The sequence below is a fragment of the Sulfitobacter sp. G21635-S1 genome (genome assembly GCF_027213915.1).
Lineage (GTDB): Bacteria > Pseudomonadota > Alphaproteobacteria > Rhodobacterales > Rhodobacteraceae > Sulfitobacter.
Genome location: NZ_JAPWGV010000024.1, coordinates 56,355 through 71,848, shown reverse-complemented (window position 1 = coordinate 71,848; position 15,494 = coordinate 56,355). Strand labels below are relative to the sequence as shown.

Sequence of the window (15,494 nt, the reverse complement as noted above, 5' to 3'; positions counted from 1 at the left end):
TGTGCTCCCGGGCATGCCTGCGGTCCCTGCCGACGCCAACAGCCAGTCGCCAGAACAGATGTCCGAAGGCGGGATCGCATCCAGGGGCATTGCCAAGGCCGCGATGCAGATGACGCTGGTGAAGAAGGTTGAGAACGGACGCTCTGCAAGCCCCGGCAGAGCGCAAGAGCCGCCTGCAAACGCGCCGCCTGCAAGAGGGCAAACCGGCCCAGATGGAAGTCCTTCAGGCCCGGCCTGGCCGGATCCAGACGGCCCGGGTGCAACAGCGCGGTTTGACCCGCGCCACCGAAACAATTGACGCAAGGCAAATCCGGGCGCTAACTTGCTGCACCGGGCGCCTTGCTGTGTCCTCATTTTGATAAACTTTTTTGCACCATGTTCCCTGGCCGGGCCGGGGCCACCAGGTGCCCAGGAGGCTATGATGCCGATTAAATTACCTGCCCCGTCCCTCTGCACCATGTTCTGCCTGCTGGCGGGACCTGTCCTGGCTCAGACCACCCACCCCAATGATGTCAACATCGAAGGCGATCTGGTGATCCAGGTGCCGCTCGCAGTCGGGCAGGTTGGAAACCCTTCCGAAGGCAGCCTCTATGTCGAAGACCTGACCGTCCTTGACGGCAAGGTCTGCATGGGCAACAGCTGCAGTCCCGGCGAGGTTATTCCCAATGAGACCGCGCTGCGGTTAAGATATACCAACACTTCCATCGAGTTTGTCGATACGTCGGGTGCATCCGTGCCCAACCGCGACTGGACCTTGCGCGTCAACGATCCCAACAGCGGCGGGATTGACCGTTTCTCGGTCGAGGATAACTCGGCAGCCACCACGCCCTTTACCATTGCAGGCGCAGTGCCGAACAATGCTTTCTGGCTTGCCACGTCGGGCAATCTGGGCCTCGGCACCTCGATCCCGCAGGCCAAGGTGCATCTTGTCGATACAGGAAACGAAGCCGCAATCCGCATGACCAGGAGTGGCGGCAGCGCGCATTCCTGGGAACTGACCGCCGCCGACACCTTCGAAATCCGCGACCTGACGGACAATTCCAGTCGGCTCTACATTGACACCGATGGCTTTGTCGGGCTTGGCACCGATACGCCCGGGGAATTGCTGCACATCCGTTCCAATGCCATCAACACCGACGCCTTTGCATTGTTCGATGCCAACGGCGCAGGCTCTGACGCGGCATTCCGGCTGCGCCAGAACGGCGTGACCCCAACCACATGGGAATTCCGCAATCAGCAGGACTCGGGCCGTCTGAACGTGGGCATCGCTGGCGGCAACACGCCGCTGAAGATCGACAATGCCGCAAACAACAATCTGATCCGTCTGGGCCGCAACGGCCTGCCCGGCGAGGTGAACATCACCGGCACGCTGGTGGTCAACAACACCCAGTTGAATGTCCCCGACTACGTCTTTGCACATGATTACGCGCTGCGCCCGCTCTCCGAGGTGCAGGCGTTCATTGACGAAAACTCCCACCTGCCGGATGTCCCCTCAGAGGCCGAAATCAAGGCGAATGGCGTGGACCTGACCGCTATGCAGATGGTGCATCTGAAAAAGATCGAGGAACTGACGCTCTATACGCTGGAGCAGCAGAAGGAGATCTCTGAACAGACAGCAACGATCGCTGCGTTGACGACAAGACTGGCCAGGATCGAAGCGCTGCTGTCGGAATAGATGGATTAGTGTCTCTACTGGTGGTTGTTTTACAGAACGCCGGATTTGCTCCGTTATTTAGTCGGCGGAGCAGGCACCCGAGAGACTGCCGTCAAGCGATTTGCACCGAGACATTCGATAAATTTATCAAAGGAAAAACCATGCTGAACAGAAACTTCCTGCTGACACCTTTTCTTTTCAACCTGCTGATTGTTGCCGCGCCGCTGCACGCCGAAGTGCTGAGCAGCACGAGCCCAACCATCCGCGACAACCTTTGCGTGGGTCTTGGTTGCGCAACTAACGAAACATTCGCAGGCCTTTATGATAGCGTAGTGATCAAAGGCAACAACACGCGGGTCGTGTTTGAAGATAACTCCACCAGCTCCGGATTCCCAACAGCCGACTGGGCGCTCGAAGCGAATGAAACAGGATCGACCGGGCTGGAAAGATTCATTCTCAGGAACCTGACGGCGAACACCACGCCATTCGTGGTCGAGGGCGATGCGCCGACCAGCAGCCTGTTTGTGGCAGCGGATGGCGATATCGGTTTGGGCACCTCCATCCCACAGGCAGATATGCACATTGTTTCGGACAGTTCCTCGCCATCGCTTCGGCTGCAAAGCACCTCAATCGGACAAGCCTGGCAGATCGGTGATCCGGTTTCTCTAAATGCCGGTTTTCAGATCTACGATGTGACTGCAGACTCCACACCTTTCCTGATCGTTCCCGGTGGAAACAACCAATTGTCGTTCGTCATCAACGGGGAAAAAATTGGGCTGGGCACAGACTCCCCCCAAGAAAAGCTACATATTGTCACGAACGCCAGTAACACCGATGCATTCGCGCTATTCGATGCCAATGGGGCAGGATCGGACGCCGCCTTCCGCCTGCGCCAGAACGGCCTCATCCCCACCACATGGGAATTCCGCAATCAGCAGGATTCCGGTCGCTTGAATGTCGGTATTGCCGGTGGCAACACGCCGCTGAAAATCGACAATGCCGCAAACAACAACCTGATCCGTCTCGGCCGGAACGGCAAACCCGGAGAGGTCAATATCACCGGCACGCTGGTGGTGAACAACACCCAGTTGAATGTCCCCGACTACGTCTTTGCACATGATTACGCGCTGCGCCCGCTCTCCGAGGTGCAGGCGTTCATTGACGAAAACTCCCACCTGCCGGATGTACCATCGGCGGCGGAAATTGCTGCGAAAGGTGTCGATATGACTGCGATGCAGATGACGCTGCTGAAGAAGGTCGAGGAACTGACGCTTTATACCCTGGAACTGGAACAGGCCCGCGCGGGGCAGGACATGCGTCTGGCTGCGCAAGAGCGCTCGATCGCCCTCCTTCAGGCTCAGATCGACAGCCTCAGATAAGGTCCATGCGGTCACCGCACCGGCGCGGGGCCCGTGGATGCGAAACACGACTTTCGAAGGCGCGCAGGCGCTGCGGGCCTTCTGAAATAAGATGTTGGCAGGATCATTGCCTGTTGGCATGGTCGCTGTATGTCCCGGCCGATGATTGGGACAACCCTATTCCACGCGTTTCGTATTTTCACAGGAAGACTGACAGATGCCAATCAAGATATTCGTACCACAATCCGTCTCGTGTCTTGGGGCCTTTCTGGGCCTCGCTTTCATGGCCTGTCCGGCCAGCGCCGATCAGGTGATTGCCGACGATCTGATCGTCCAACGCAATCTATGCGTCGGCGCTGTCTCATGCGTGGATGGTGAGGTTTTCAACAATGAAGACATCAAGATCAAAAGCACCCAACCGGAGATCCTGTTCGATGACACCAGCGTCTCCGGTGGGTTTGCCGACTGGAGTCTGCAGACCAATGTTGACGGGTCGAACAATTTCGTCGTTCGCGACCAGACCAACAACACAACGCCGTTCCGGATCGAAGCCAACACTCATCCCAACAGTCTTTACGTCTCATCGGTAGGTGGCGAGCCAAGGATCGGTTTCGGGACCGCTCTGCCGCAACAGGAACTGCACATTTTCAGTCAGAACACGGCGATCCAGCGTTTTGAACAAGGTTCTGTGATCCTTGCGCCCCGGGTTTGGGATTTGGGCGGAAACGAAACGTCCTTTTTCCTGAGCGATACCACCGGCGGCACGATACCGTTTCACGTCAGGGCCGGCGCGCCGGTCAGCTCGCTGGTGGTCGACAGAGATGGCAATATCGGCCTCGGCACAGGTTCGCCCGAGGAACGGTTGCACATCCGTTCCAACGCCATCAACACCGACGCCTTTGCATTGTTCGATGCCAATGGCGCAGGCTCTGACGCGGCTTTCCGCCTGCGCCAGAACGGGGTGACCCCAACCACATGGGAATTCCGCAACCAGCAGGATTCCGGCCGTCTGAACGTCGGCATTGCGGGCGGCAATACGCCGCTGAAGATCGACAGTGCCGCCAACAACAACCTGTTGCGGCTGGGGCGCAACGGCCTTCCGGGCGAGGTGAACATCACCGGTACGCTGGTCGTGAACAACACGCAACTGAACGTGCCGGATTACGTGTTCGACGCCGATTATCCCCTGCGCCCACTGGCCGAGGTGCAGGCGTTTATCGACGCCAACAGCCACCTGCCGGATGTGCCATCGGCTGCTGAGATTGCTGCGACCGGTGTCGACATGACCCAGATGCAGATGCTCCACCTGAAAAAGATCGAGGAGCTGACGCTTTATACGCTTGAACAAGAGGACCGCATTTCAACCCAGGACGCGCGCATTGCGATGCAGGAGGACCGTATCGCCCGGTTGGAAGCGGCGCTGGAGGCGCTTGCGGCGCAATAGGCGCGCCATGAGGTTTGACAGGACGGGCTCCCGTCCTGTTAACTATTGCCAGCCGTCTGAGGGGAGGCGGGATTTTAACATAAGTCATTTTGCGCCAGCACCCCGGCCATTGCCTGCGCCATTTCCGTTTCGGGAGACTGTCCCATGTTGATCCGGCTTTTTATCATTGTCGCTTTGTCGATGACCTCCGCACTGACCGCTTCGGCGCAGGACATCTTCAACAACGGTGTCCGTATCGCTGACGGAGACCTGCAGAAAGCGGACCTCACGGTTGCGGGCAGCGCCAGCATCGGCAACCTTTGTCTGGGGCTGAGATGCGGCGAGGACGAGCCCACCAGTTATGACAGGCCGCTTACCATCGACACACCAAAGCAGGCCTGGATTGACATGGTAAACCAGTCGGTAGCAGGGACTGGGCATTACCCCGGGCGCGATTGGCGGATCAGGCCGAACGACGATTACAATGGCGGGATCGAACGCTTTTCGATCGAGGATCTGAGTGCTGACACAATCCCCTTCAGCATTGAGGGTGGCGCGCCCGAGAATGCGCTTTGGATCGACAATGGTGGCGGCATCGGGCTGGGCACGATGTTTCCGCAGGACCGGCTGCATGCCTCCGGGGCCATCGGCCCCGGCTTGCGGCTGGAACAGACCGGCAATGGGCTTTTGCCGCCACAGGCCTGGCGGATCGTCGGGCAAACCGCTTTCAGCGTCAGCGATCTGACCGCCGGGACCACCCCATTCCGCATTGACCGGACGGCGCCATCCGGGTCTTTCCATCTCGACGAAACCGGATTTGTGGGTCTTGGCACCGATGCGCCCGAGGAATTGCTGCACATCCGGTCCAATGCGTCCAATACGGATGCCTTCGCGCTTTTCGAAGCGGCGGGTAGCGGCTCCGATTCCGCGTTCCGCCTCAAGCAGAACGGCACCACCCCCAGCACATGGGAATTCCGAAATCAGCAGGATTCAGGTCGTCTGAACGTCGGCATCGCGGGGGGCAACACGCCGCTGAAGATCGACAATGCCGCCAACAACAACCTGCTGAAACTGGGCATCAATTCTGCCCCTGACGCGGTTGTGGTGACGGGACGGCTGGTGGTGAACAACACCACGCTGAACGTGCCCGATTACGTCTTTGGCGCGGATTACCCCCTGCGGTCGCTGGCCGAGGTCAGGGATTTCATCGGCACGAACAGGCATTTGCCGGACATCCCTTCGGAGGCTGAGATCAGGGCAAATGGTGTGGACATGACCGAGATGCAGATGGCGCATCTGAAGAAAATCGAGGAACTGACGCTGTACACACTGGAGCAGGAAGACAAGATCGCGGCCCTGACACGGCAGAATGCGCGCCAGGAATCTGAGATCAGGACATTGGTCAGCAGACTGGCTGCGCTTGAGGCTTTGGAAGCCTCGCGCTGAAGGGGATTTCCTGACGGTCTGAAGCTGCCGCCGGGTCAATGGCCCGGCCGTCTTCTCCTGCTTTACCTGCCGGTTTTTGGCGCTAAGCTTCCCCCACAAGACCAGTTGGAGGCTGACCATGCGACTGCGCGTCAACGGAACCGATCACGAGGTGGAGGTCGAAGACGACATGCCGCTTTTGTGGGTATTGCGTGACGAGTTGGGCATCACCGGCCCGAAGTATGGCTGCGGGATCGCGCAATGCGGGGCCTGCACCGTACATGTGGACGGGGTCGCCGTGCGGTCCTGTCAACTGGCGGCGGCAGATGTGGATGGCGAAGTGACCACGATCGAGGGGCTTGGAACCCCGCAGGCGCTGCATGCGGTACAGCAGGCCTGGGTGGACCATCAGGTGGCCCAATGCGGTTACTGCCAGTCGGGGCAGATCATGCAGGCGGCGTCCTTTCTCGACCTCAACCCGGAGCCGACCGACGAACAGATCGACGCAGCGATGAGCGGGAACCTCTGTCGCTGCGGGACCTATCCGCGCATCCGCGCCGCCGTGAAGACCGCCGCCGCCAAGTTGCAGGGGGTCTGAGCATGGGACGGGTGAAAACCATCGCGCGCCGCAGCTTTCTGGTGGGGTCGGTCGCGGTGCTGGGCGGGGTCGCCTTTGGCACCTACATGTACAAGCGGGACGTGAAGAACCCGCTGCTGGCAGAGCTGAAACCGGGCGAGGTGGCCTTCAACCCCTACGTCAAGGTGGATGCCCAGGGCGTGACGCTGATCACCCCGCGTGCCGATGTGGGGCAGGGCGCCTATTCGATCCAGGCGCATCTGCTGGCGGAAGAGCTGGATGTGGAGCTGGCGGATGTGCGGATTGATCCGGGCATGCCCTCGGCCGCCTATTACAACGGGGTTGTAGCCGCGGAAGGCATGCCGATTGCCGCGACTTCCGACAGCATGATGGCGCGCACCGGGCGCGGGGCGGCGGATGTGGTGGGCAAGCTTCTGGGGCTGCAGCTGACCGGTGGGTCGTCGACGGTGCCGGATATGTACGACCGTCTGCGCCATGCCGGCGCTGTCGCGCGCGCGACGCTGCTGGCGGCGGCGGCGCAGCAAACCGGCCTGGACCGCGATCAGCTGCGCACCGAAAGCGGCGCGGTGGTGCTGCCTGACGGGATGCGGCTGGCCTATGCCGATCTGGCCGCCACGGCGGCAGAGATTGACCCGGTGCAGGATGTCACCCTGCGCGACCCGTCGGAATGGCGGATGCTGGGGCGGGATCATCTGCGCACCGACATCATTGCCAAATCCACCGGCACGCAGATCTATGGCATCGACCTGGTGATGGAGGGCATGGTGCATGCCACCACCCGCACCAATCCGGCGCTTGGGGGTGGCATTCTGGGCTATGATGCGACCGAGGCAGAGGTGATGCGGGGCGTTCAGGCCATCATGCCGATCACCGGGGGTTTTGCCGTGGTTGCGGACAACACCTGGCGCGCCTTTCAGGCGGCGGATGCGGTCAAGGCGGACTGGGGCGAAGCGCCCTATATCGGCGATACGGCCGCGCAGTTTGCCGATGTTGCCGCCTCTTTCATCGAGGACCGGCAGGACAGCCGGTTCAAGGACGAGGGCGATGTGGAAGCGGCGCTCGACGGTGCGGATGTGCTTGAGGCTGAGTATCGCATCCCCTATCTGGCCCATGCCCCGCTGGAGCCGATGTCCGTGGTCGTGAAACTGACGGAGGGGCGGCTCGACATCTGGACCGGCACCCAGATCCCGCGTTTCGTGCAGGAGGGGGCCGCTGCCGTGGCCGGGCTTGAGGTTGAAAACGTCCATGTGCATGTGCTGATGTCCGGCGGCAGCTTCGGGCGGCGGCTGGAAGACGATTACATCCGGCAGGCGGTCGAGATTGCGCTGGAGATGCCCGACACCCCGATCAAGATGGTCTGGAGCCGGGAAGAGGACATGACCCATGATTTTCCCCGTCCGCTGGCGATCAGCCGCGCGCGGGGGGCGGTGTCGGGCGGTCAGGTGGCAGCCTATGATCTGGGCATTGCGGCGCCTTCCGTGACCGCGTCCTCGCTGGGCCGTCTGGGCCAGCCCGCCATCGGGCCGGATGTGGCGATTGTCGCCGGCGCCTGGGACCAGCCCTATGCGATCCCGGATTACCGGGTCACCGGCTACCGGGTGCCGCCGATGGTGCCGGTCAGTTCCTGGCGGTCGGTCGGGGCCTCCGGCAATGGCTTCCTGCATGAGAGCTTTCTGGATGAGCTGTGCCACGCCGCCGGGGCCGACCCGCTGGAGGAACGGCTGCGCCTGTGCTGGCACGACACTTCGCGCAAGGTGCTTGAAGCGGTGGCCGAGATGTCGGGCTGGGGCAGCGACCTTGGCCCGGGGCGGGGGCGCGGGGTCGCCTTTACCCTGTCCTTCGGGGTGCCGGTGGCCGAGGTGGTGGAAGTCACCGAGACGGATCGCGGCATCCGCATCGACAAGGTTTTTGTCGCCGCCGATGTGGGCCGGGTGCTGGACCCGGTGAACTTCGAGGCGCAGCTTTCGGGCGGGGTGATCTGGGGGCTGGGCCATGCGATGAACTGCGAGCTGACCTATGCTGGGGGCGTGGCCCAGCAGGACAATTTCCATGTGTTCGAGGGGATGCGCCTGCACCAGACACCTCAGATCATGGTGCGCGGTCTGGAAAACGGCGACAGGATCCGCGGCATCGGTGAACCGGGCGTGCCACCCGCCGCACCCGCGCTGGGCAATGCGATCTTTGCCGCGACCGGCAAGCGGATCCGCGAATTGCCCTTTGCCAAACATGTGGGTTTTGTCTGATGCGCCTCTTGATTGCAGCGCTGTTGCTGGCAGCCCCGCTGGCCGCACAGGAAACCACGGAGAGCCGGGAAGCGGGCCTTGCCGCCTGGGACCGGATCTTTGAAAAGGTCTCGCATCCGCGCTGCACCAATTGCCATGTGGGCGAAAGCGGTCAACCGATGTGGAACGGTTTGGGCTATGGGGCAGATACCGTTCACGGCATGGGGGTTCTGGCGGACGAGACCCGGATCGGCGCGCTGAGCACGCCCTGCCGGACCTGTCATGTGACCACGGGCAGGGCCAATACCGTGCCCCATGCGCCGCCCCATATCAGTGATGCCTGGCGTCTGCCCCCGGTCGAGCTGGCCTGGCTGGGCAGGTCCAGCGCCGAGATCTGCGCACAGATGCGCGATCCGGAAACCAATGACGGCAACGATATTGCCGAGCTTGCCGAACACCTGCGAAGCTCGCCTTTCGTGGCCTGGGGCTATGCCCCCGGCGCGGGCCGCTCTGCCCCTGATGGCACGCCCGAGGATATCGCCGCCGATGTGGAGATCTGGGGGGCCGCCGGTGCGCCCTGCGATTGACATATGCAGTTGCCGGGCAGCACCTGACGTGGCCTGCGTCGCCGTGTCCGGTAACCCAGGCGCCCGACCTTGAACTTGAGACACGAATACCCTGCCGCGCCTGCGGCGCTCTCGGGACATGCGTGTCACGGGATGATTCAGATATAAGGTCGGACGCTTTATGGATATTTTGAACGTTGCACGTCCGGTCGCTGTTTCCGGTCTGGATGACATCCCATTCCCCGTTGCTGATGCGGCCGGGGTAGAGGCGCTGCTGGCGCGCTGTCCGGTTGCCGCCGAAACCCCGCTGGTGGAGGCCGAGGCCATCGCGGTGGAGGCGGGAGTGGCGCAGGTCTGGGTCAAGGATGAACGCGGGCGCATGGGGCTTGGCAGCTTCAAGGCGCTGGGGGCCGCCCATGTCATCGCCCGCCACGGCAAGGCTGCGCGCGGCCGGACCTATGTCACCGCAAGTGCGGGCAACCACGGATTGTCGGTGGCGGCGGGTGCGGCGGCATTCGGTGCATCTTCGGTCATCTATATTGCCGAAACGGTGGCGGATGCCTTTGCCGGGCGGCTGAAAGCGCAAGGGGCCGAGGTGCGCCGCGCGGGGGCGACCTATGAGGAGGCCATGGCCGCGGCGGAGCAGGAGGCGACGGCGAAAGGCTGGCATCTTTTGTCGGATACGGCCTGGGCGGGATATACCGAAGATCCGCTGGCGGTGATGGAAGGCTACCTCGCGCTGATGGCCGAGGCGGTGCGCCAGATGCCCCGGGTGCCCAGCCATATCTTTCTGCAGGCCGGGGTTGGCGGGCTGGCGGGGGCCTGTGCCGCCTGTGCACGGGCGCATTGGGGGGATGGCCCGCGGATCGTCGTGGTCGAACCGGCAGTGGCCCCGGCGCTTTATGGCTCGGTTGCGGCGGGCAGGGCGGTGACCAGCCCGGGGCCCGCCAGCAACATGGGCAGGCTGGATTGCAAGAGCCCCTCGCTGATCGCCCTGAAGGGGCTGGCGCGCGATGCGGATGCCTATGCGCTGATCACCGAGCAGGAGGCGCAGGTAGGCGCGGGGACCGCGATGGTCGCCGGTCTGGCCTCGACCCCTTCGGGGGCTGCGGGCATTGCCGCCCTGCTGGCCCTTGGGGCGGAGGGCAAGCGCGCGCTGGGCATCACGCCAAAGGCAAATGTGCTGTGTATCCTCAGCGAGGGCCCGGAAAGCTGACCGGGACGGGGTGCGCCGCGCGGGGCGGATATATCTGCCTGCGGGTCGAAAGCCGGCATTGCCCTTCTTGACGCTCCGGATCGGATGACTTAACTCAATCCCTGCGCGGGCGTTGTGTAATGGTAAGACCTCAGCCTTCCAAGCTGATGATGCGGGTTCGATTCCCGCCGCCCGCTCCAGCCCTTCCAAAGTTCAACTGCGACATCGGTGGCGCTTGACCCCTGCGTGCTGCCGCGCCATGACACGTCACGACTAAAAAGGACGAACCATGGCACGCGCACCCGTTCCCGCACCGACCCAGACCGAAGAACGTGAAAAGTCGCGGCGGATCGGCGCGCTTCGGGCGCTTTTGCCTTTCATGCTGCCCTATCGCGGGCTGATGGCCCTGGCGGTGCTGGCGCTGATGCTGACGGCGATGGTGTCGCTGACCCTGCCGCTGGCGGTGCGCCGGGTGGTGGACAACTTCCGGTCTGCCGAAACCGAACTGCTGGACCGTTACTTTCTGGCTGCCCTGGGGATCGCGGCGCTCTTGGCTGTCGGCACCGGGCTGCGCTATGCGCTGGTGACGCGGCTGGGCGAACGTGTGGTTGCCGATATCCGGCGCGCGGTCTTTGACAGGGTCATTTCCATGAGCCCTGCGTTTTATGAACGGATCATGACCGGTGAGGTGCTGAGCCGGATCACCACCGATACCACCCTGATCCTCAGCGTCATCGGCTCCTCCGTTTCCATCGCCCTGCGCAACATCCTGATCTTCACGGGGGGGCTTGCGCTGATGCTGCTGACCTCGGCCAAACTGACCGGGCTGGTGCTGCTGATCGTGCCTGCGGTGGTCATCCCGATCCTTGTGCTGGGCCGCCGCTTGCGCGTCATCAGCCGGGAAAACCAGGACTGGATCGCGGCGTCTTCCGGCAATGCCTCGGAAAGCCTGGGTGCGGTGCAGACGGTACAGGCCTTTACCCATGAAACCGTGACGCGCGATGCCTTTGCCCGCATGACCGAAGGGTCGTTCGACGCCGCCCGCCGCCGGATCAAGACCCGCGCCGCGATGACGGTGATCGTGATTTTCCTGGTTTTCTCCGGCGTGGTCGGGGTTCTGTGGATCGGGGCCAATGATGTGCGCGAGGGCAATATGACCCCCGGCGCACTGGTGCAATTCGTGATCTATGCGGTGATGGTTGCGGGCGGGGTTGCGGCGCTGTCGGAAATCTGGGGCGAGTTGCAGCGCGCGGCGGGCGCGACGGAGCGGCTTGTCGAACTGCTGCAAGCCGAGGACAGTGTGCAGGACCCGGTGGAAGCGGGTGTTTTGCCGGACCCGGTACGCGGGCGGATCCTGTTCGAGGATGTGCATTTCTCATACCCCGCGCGACCCGGCACTGCGGCGCTGGATGGGGTGACGCTGGACATTCAGCCGGGCGAAACGGTGGCTTTCGTCGGCCCATCCGGGGCGGGAAAGACCACGATCATCCAGTTGATCCTGCGGTTCTATGATCCTTCGTCCGGCCGCATCACGCTGGATGGGGTGGACCTGCGCGAAGTGGCGCGGGATGCCTTCCGTCAGGCCATCGCGCTGGTGCCGCAGGACCCGGTGATCTTTGCCGCTTCGGCCTCGGAAAACATTCGCTTTGGCAGGCCCGAAGCCAGCGATGCGGAAGTGGAGGTCGCCGCAAGGGCCGCTGCCGCGCATGATTTCATCGCGGCACTGCCCGATGGCTATGACAGCTATCTGGGCGAACGTGGCGTCATGCTGTCCGGCGGGCAGAAGCAGCGCATTGCCATCGCCCGCGCGATCCTGCGCGACGCGCCGGTGCTGCTGCTGGATGAGGCAACCAGCGCATTGGATGCCGAAAGCGAGCGTGCGGTGCAACAGGCGGTGGACCACCTGAGCCGTGACCGTACCACATTGATCGTGGCGCACCGTCTGGCGACCGTGAAAAAGGCGGACCGCATTGTCGTTCTGGAAGCGGGGCGCGTGGTGGCGACAGGCACCCATGATGCCCTGGTGGCCAGGGGGGGCCTCTATGCCCGGCTGGCACGGTTGCAATTCACCGATGGCATCGCTGCCGAATAGGGGCGCGAAATTCCGGCCCGGAATCCTGCCGCTGCGTCATTTGACCGTGGTGCGGGTGGACATTGCCTTGCGAATTACCCGGTTTCATCGCATCCTTTGACCCAGGAAAAATTCAGCCGGAAACCGGCATTTGGGGAGGATTGTTCATGGGATACAGTGGTATCGAAGACCGCAAGAAGATCGAAGGCGAAATGCCCTGGGCAGAGCGTGATCTGCCAAAAACGCTTTATGGTCTGATCAGCCGGACAACGGCAAAGTTTCCGAACCACAAGGCCATCAGTTACCAGATCTTTTCCGGCCCCAAGGACAAGGCCGAGACCTTTACCTGGACCCAGCTCAAGGACAAGGTCAGCCAGACGGCCAACCTGTTCCGGTCTCTGGGCATCGGCCCGAAGGATGTCGTGGCCTATGTCCTGCCCAATTGCAATGAAACCGTTCTGACCCTGCTGGGGGGCGGCGTGGCCGGCATCGCCAACCCCATCAACCCGCTGCTGGACGCCGAACAGATCGGCTCGATCCTGCGTGAGACCGGGGCATCGGTGGTGGTCACCCTGCGGCCTTTCCCCAAGACCGACGTGGCCGAAAAGACAGCCGAAGCCGTCAAGCTTGCACCCGGGGTTCATACGGTGCTTGAGGTGGACCTTGTGCGCTACCTGACGCCGCCGAAATCCTGGATCGTGCCACTGATCCGGCCCAAGGGGCTGGTGGGAAATCAGGCGAAGTACCTGAACTTCAACGCCGAGATCAGCAAGCAACCCAAGGAGCTGACCTTTGAGGACGTGCAGGAAGACCGCGTGGCCTTCTATTTCCACACCGGCGGCACCACCGGCATGCCGAAGGTTGCACAGCACCTCTATTCCGGCACCATCTACAACGGCTGGATCGGCTCCGAACTGCTGCTGACCGCAGAAGACGTGATGCTCTGCCCGCTGCCGCTGTTCCATGTCATGGCCTGCCAGGTGATGCTGCTGGGGGCGTTGTCGTCGGGCGCGCATATCGTTTTCCCGACGCCGCAGGGCTATCGCGGCGAGGGCGTGTTCGACAACCTGTGGAAGCTGGTGGAACGCTGGAAGGTCACTTTTGTGGTCTCTGTTCCGACGGCCCTTGCCGCCACCATGCAGCGCCCGGTCAATGCGGATATTTCCAGCGTGAAGACGGCGTTCTCCGGCTCTGCCCCGCTGCCGCTGGAATTGTTCCGCCGGTTCGAGAAGACAACCGGCATGACGATTGTCGAGGGCTATGGCATGACCGAGGCAACCTGCCTGATTTCGGGCAACCCGGTGGACGGGCTGAAAAAGGTGGGCTCGATCGGGATTCCCTTCCCCTATACCGAGATCAAGATCGTCAGCAACGGCAAGGAACTGGGCATCGACGAGGTGGGGGAAATCTGCGTTTCGAACCCCGGTGTCTATGTCGGCAATACCTATACCGAAGCGGACAAGAACAAGGATCTGTACTACAAGGACAAGTTCCTGCGCACCGGTGATCTGGGCCGGATGGATGCGGACGGCTACCTGTGGATCACCGGCCGGTCCAAGGACCTGATCATTCGCGGCGGGCACAACATCGACCCGGCCGAGATCGAAGAGGCGCTTCTGGGACATGATGCCGTCGCCTTTGCAGGGGCCATCGGACAGCCGGATGCCCATGCGGGTGAAATCCCCTGCGCCTATGTGGAACTGGTCGAAGGGGCAGAGGTCACGGAAGAGGAATTGCTGGTCTATTGCAGCGAGAAGGTCCACGAACGTGCGGCCCAGCCCAAACATGTCACCATCATGAAGGAACTGCCGAAAACGGCGGTGGGCAAGATTTTCAAACCCGATCTGCGCAAGGATGCGATCACCCGTGTCTATGATGCCGCGCTGACGGCGGCGGGCAGTGCCGCGCGGGTGGATCATGTGGTCGACGACAAGAAACGCGGCCTGGTCGCCAGGATTTCCATGAACGGTGCCGCGCCGCAGGACGTCGGGGCCGTGCTCGACAGCTTTACCCGGCCATGGGAGGAGGCGTGAACGCCCCGGATTATGACCAGCTGATCGACGCCGAGACCTGGGCCTTTATTGCGCGGCTTGATGCCGCCTATCCGCCGGATGCCGTCGAGATGACGATCAGGGAGCAGCGGCAGGTCTATGACCGGATGTGCCGCCTCTTTGATCAGGGACGGCCCGCAGGAATCGTTGTGCGGGACATCCCCTATGGCGCGGTGCCCTGCCGGATCTACGAGAAGACGGCGTCGGATGTCACGGTGGTCTATTACCACGGCGGCGGTTTTGTTGTGGGCGGGCTGGACAGCCACGACGACATCTGCGCCGCGATCTGTGACCGCACGGGATACCGGGTGATCTCGGTCGATTACGGGCTGGCGCCCGAGGTGGTCTTTCCGGGTTGTTTCAACGATGCCTGTGCCGCTTTCGAAGCCATCGCGAAGGTTCACCCAGGTCCTTTGGTCATGGCGGGCGACAGCGCGGGCGGCAACCTTGCCGCTGCGGTGACGCATCAGGCGCGTCAGTTGCTGCCGGGCCGGATCAGGGGTCAGCTGCTGATCTATCCCGGTTTGGGCGGTGACCGGGGGCAGGGGTCTTATGTGGAGCATGCAAATGCGCCACAGCTTACGGCCGCGGATCTGGCGTTCTACCTCAAGGTCCGCGTCGGTGAAGGGGAGCCGCCGGCAGATGATCCCCGATTTGCCCCACTGAATGACACGGATTTCACCGGCCTGCCGCCGAGCGTGCTGATCACGGCGGAATGTGATCCGCTTGCCAGCGACGGCGGGGCCTATCGCGACGCGATACGCGGCGCTGGCGGGCAGGCGGTCTGGTTCAATGAGCCCGGCATGGTACATGGCTGCCTGCGCGCCCGCGCCATGTCCTCCCGTGCGGCGGCATTCTTTGACAAGGTGGTGGAGGGGATCGCGGCTTTGGGACGGGGCGACTGGCCCTATGCAGACGCGCAGATGTGAGG

11 protein-coding genes and 1 tRNA gene are annotated in these 15,494 nt (G+C 62.5%); all 12 read left to right on the top strand.

Annotated features, from left to right (window positions below; genetic code table 11):
- Positions 1-421 precede the first annotated feature (421 nt).
- The gene (locus O4H53_RS20380) at positions 422-1,675 is read left to right on the top strand and encodes a hypothetical protein (protein WP_269366751.1); all 1,254 of its coding nucleotides are present in this window, start codon (positions 422-424) and stop codon (positions 1,673-1,675) included.
- Between the two features lie 140 nt (positions 1,676-1,815).
- Entirely contained in the window at positions 1,816-3,033 is a 1,218-nt protein-coding gene (locus O4H53_RS20375) for a hypothetical protein (protein ID WP_269366749.1), read from the top strand.
- Between the two features lie 196 nt (positions 3,034-3,229).
- Complete coding sequence (locus O4H53_RS20370; RefSeq protein WP_269366747.1) at positions 3,230-4,456, top strand: hypothetical protein; 1,227 nt, start codon at positions 3,230-3,232, stop codon at positions 4,454-4,456.
- A 144-nt stretch (positions 4,457-4,600) separates the two neighbouring features.
- On the top strand, positions 4,601-5,881 hold the full coding sequence (locus O4H53_RS20365) for a hypothetical protein (RefSeq protein ID WP_269366745.1): 1,281 nt from the start codon (positions 4,601-4,603) through the stop codon (positions 5,879-5,881).
- A gap of 118 nt (positions 5,882-5,999) precedes the next feature.
- A complete protein-coding gene (locus O4H53_RS20360; RefSeq protein WP_114275919.1) occupies positions 6,000-6,458 on the top strand; it encodes a (2Fe-2S)-binding protein in 459 nt (152 codons plus the stop codon).
- 2 nt (positions 6,459-6,460) lie between these two features.
- Complete coding sequence (locus O4H53_RS20355) at positions 6,461-8,701, top strand: xanthine dehydrogenase family protein molybdopterin-binding subunit (protein ID WP_269366742.1); 2,241 nt, start codon at positions 6,461-6,463, stop codon at positions 8,699-8,701.
- Positions 8,701-9,267, top strand: coding sequence for a hypothetical protein (locus O4H53_RS20350; protein WP_269366740.1), 567 nt, complete (start codon positions 8,701-8,703; stop codon positions 9,265-9,267). The genes O4H53_RS20355 and O4H53_RS20350 overlap by 1 nt, the downstream gene beginning before the upstream one ends.
- 160 nt (positions 9,268-9,427) lie before the next feature.
- On the top strand, positions 9,428-10,462 hold the full coding sequence (locus tag O4H53_RS20345; protein WP_269366739.1) for a pyridoxal-phosphate dependent enzyme: 1,035 nt from the start codon (positions 9,428-9,430) through the stop codon (positions 10,460-10,462).
- Between the two features lie 105 nt (positions 10,463-10,567).
- Positions 10,568-10,641 (top strand) — tRNA-Gly (locus O4H53_RS20340).
- 89 nt (positions 10,642-10,730) lie between these two features.
- A complete protein-coding gene (locus O4H53_RS20335) occupies positions 10,731-12,533 on the top strand; it encodes an ABC transporter transmembrane domain-containing protein (protein WP_269366737.1) in 1,803 nt (600 codons plus the stop codon).
- Between the two features lie 146 nt (positions 12,534-12,679).
- The gene (locus O4H53_RS20330) at positions 12,680-14,545 is read left to right on the top strand and encodes an acyl-CoA synthetase (RefSeq protein WP_269366735.1); all 1,866 of its coding nucleotides are present in this window, start codon (positions 12,680-12,682) and stop codon (positions 14,543-14,545) included.
- The gene (locus tag O4H53_RS20325) at positions 14,530-15,492 is read left to right on the top strand and encodes an alpha/beta hydrolase (protein WP_443069621.1); all 963 of its coding nucleotides are present in this window, start codon (positions 14,530-14,532) and stop codon (positions 15,490-15,492) included. Before O4H53_RS20330 ends, O4H53_RS20325 begins: the two co-directional genes overlap by 16 nt.
- The last annotated feature ends 2 nt before the right edge of the window (positions 15,493-15,494 follow it).

What these genes read in the sequence shown, in the direction of transcription:
- O4H53_RS20360 (WP_114275919.1), top strand. Translation starts at nt 6,000, where the DNA reads ATGCGACTGCGCGTCAACGGAACCGATCACGAGGTGGAGGTCGAAGAC.
- O4H53_RS20370 (WP_269366747.1), top strand. Translation starts at nt 3,230, where the DNA reads ATGCCAATCAAGATATTCGTACCACAATCCGTCTCGTGTCTTGGGGCC.
- O4H53_RS20355 (WP_269366742.1), top strand. Translation starts at nt 6,461, where the DNA reads ATGGGACGGGTGAAAACCATCGCGCGCCGCAGCTTTCTGGTGGGGTCG.
- O4H53_RS20325 (WP_443069621.1), top strand. Translation starts at nt 14,530, where the DNA reads ATGGGAGGAGGCGTGAACGCCCCGGATTATGACCAGCTGATCGACGCC.
- O4H53_RS20330 (WP_269366735.1), top strand. Translation starts at nt 12,680, where the DNA reads ATGGGATACAGTGGTATCGAAGACCGCAAGAAGATCGAAGGCGAAATG.
- O4H53_RS20335 (WP_269366737.1), top strand. Translation starts at nt 10,731, where the DNA reads ATGGCACGCGCACCCGTTCCCGCACCGACCCAGACCGAAGAACGTGAA.
- O4H53_RS20365 (WP_269366745.1), top strand. Translation starts at nt 4,601, where the DNA reads ATGTTGATCCGGCTTTTTATCATTGTCGCTTTGTCGATGACCTCCGCA.
- O4H53_RS20380 (WP_269366751.1), top strand. Translation starts at nt 422, where the DNA reads ATGCCGATTAAATTACCTGCCCCGTCCCTCTGCACCATGTTCTGCCTG.
- O4H53_RS20375 (WP_269366749.1), top strand. Translation starts at nt 1,816, where the DNA reads ATGCTGAACAGAAACTTCCTGCTGACACCTTTTCTTTTCAACCTGCTG.
- O4H53_RS20350 (WP_269366740.1), top strand. Translation starts at nt 8,701, where the DNA reads ATGCGCCTCTTGATTGCAGCGCTGTTGCTGGCAGCCCCGCTGGCCGCA.
- O4H53_RS20345 (WP_269366739.1), top strand. Translation starts at nt 9,428, where the DNA reads ATGGATATTTTGAACGTTGCACGTCCGGTCGCTGTTTCCGGTCTGGAT.